Annotated in this window: 1 protein-coding gene; it reads left to right on the top strand. The window is 41.1% G+C overall.

Annotated features, from left to right (window positions below; all coding sequences use genetic code 11):
* Positions 1-46: 46 nt before the first annotated feature.
* On the top strand, positions 47-1,103 hold a 1,057-nt coding region (locus A3763_RS23720; protein ID WP_068760626.1), incomplete at its 3' end, for an NAD(P)/FAD-dependent oxidoreductase.

Below are 1,103 nucleotides of genomic sequence, written 5' to 3' on the forward strand. Positions count from 1 at the left end.
CTAGTATTTTCTTGGCATTTTATATAAACGTGGAGAACTTAAAACAATGAAACACTATGATGCAGTAGTGATTGGCGCAGGAAATGGCGGACTAACCGCTGCCGCGACACTGCAAAAGAATGGATGTAACACCTTACTTGTTGAGCGCCATAATGTTCCGGGTGGATGCGGTACATCTTTCGTCCGCGGAGATTTCGAATTTGAAGTCGCTTTGCATCAGTTAAGTGGCGTTGGGACAGAAGACAGACCTTTCCTTATGAGAAAAATGTTCAAGGATTTGGATGTACTCGATAAAGTTGAACTGGTTCAGGAAGAGGAGCTATATCGATTAATTGTCCCAGGGAAACAAGATATTACACTTCCCGCGAGTTGGTCAGGCATTCAAAAAGTTCTAAAACAAAATTTTCCTGATGACAGTGATGCTATCACCCGCTTCTTTGATCTAGGAAGCAAGGTTGCTATGGAGTATTACATGGCCTTGCAACAGGTTAGGCGTAGTAATGACGAAAAGCTATTAGAGTCTCAATGTAAACACTTTGCTGCCTACGGTTTAAGAACTACCGATGAAGTATTGAATGAATTCTTCAGCAATAAAGAACTGATCAATACGATCACTCCCTATTGGAGTTATGTCGGTATCCCAACCAATGAATTAGTGTTTGCAGAATTTATTGGAATGCTTTTCGCCTATTGTACCTTCAAACCTTGGCACTTTAAGGGTGGATCTCAGAGTGTTTCTAGCGCAATTATCGATTCGTTTGTTGAAGCCGGAGGGTGCGTAAAGTTTAGTTGTGGTGCGAAGAAAATACATACCGCTGATAATAAGGTTCATGCTATTACACTCGAAGATGGCCAAACCGTAAGCTGTAATTATGTTGTTTCGAACGCCAGCCCACTGATCACCTTCAATGAACTCCTCGATCTTGAAAAGCCACCTATTCAGATCCAACAAGATTTTAAATCTAGACGCAAAGGTGTTTCTGCTGTTTGCTTGTATTTAGGTTTAGATTGTAAGCCAGAGGATATCGGTATTACATCTGCCGCTACCTTCGTAATTGATGGTGACAACCAGGATATTGACGAAACAGAACTATATAAAATGA

The organism is Oleiphilus sp. HI0128 (genome assembly GCF_001635365.1).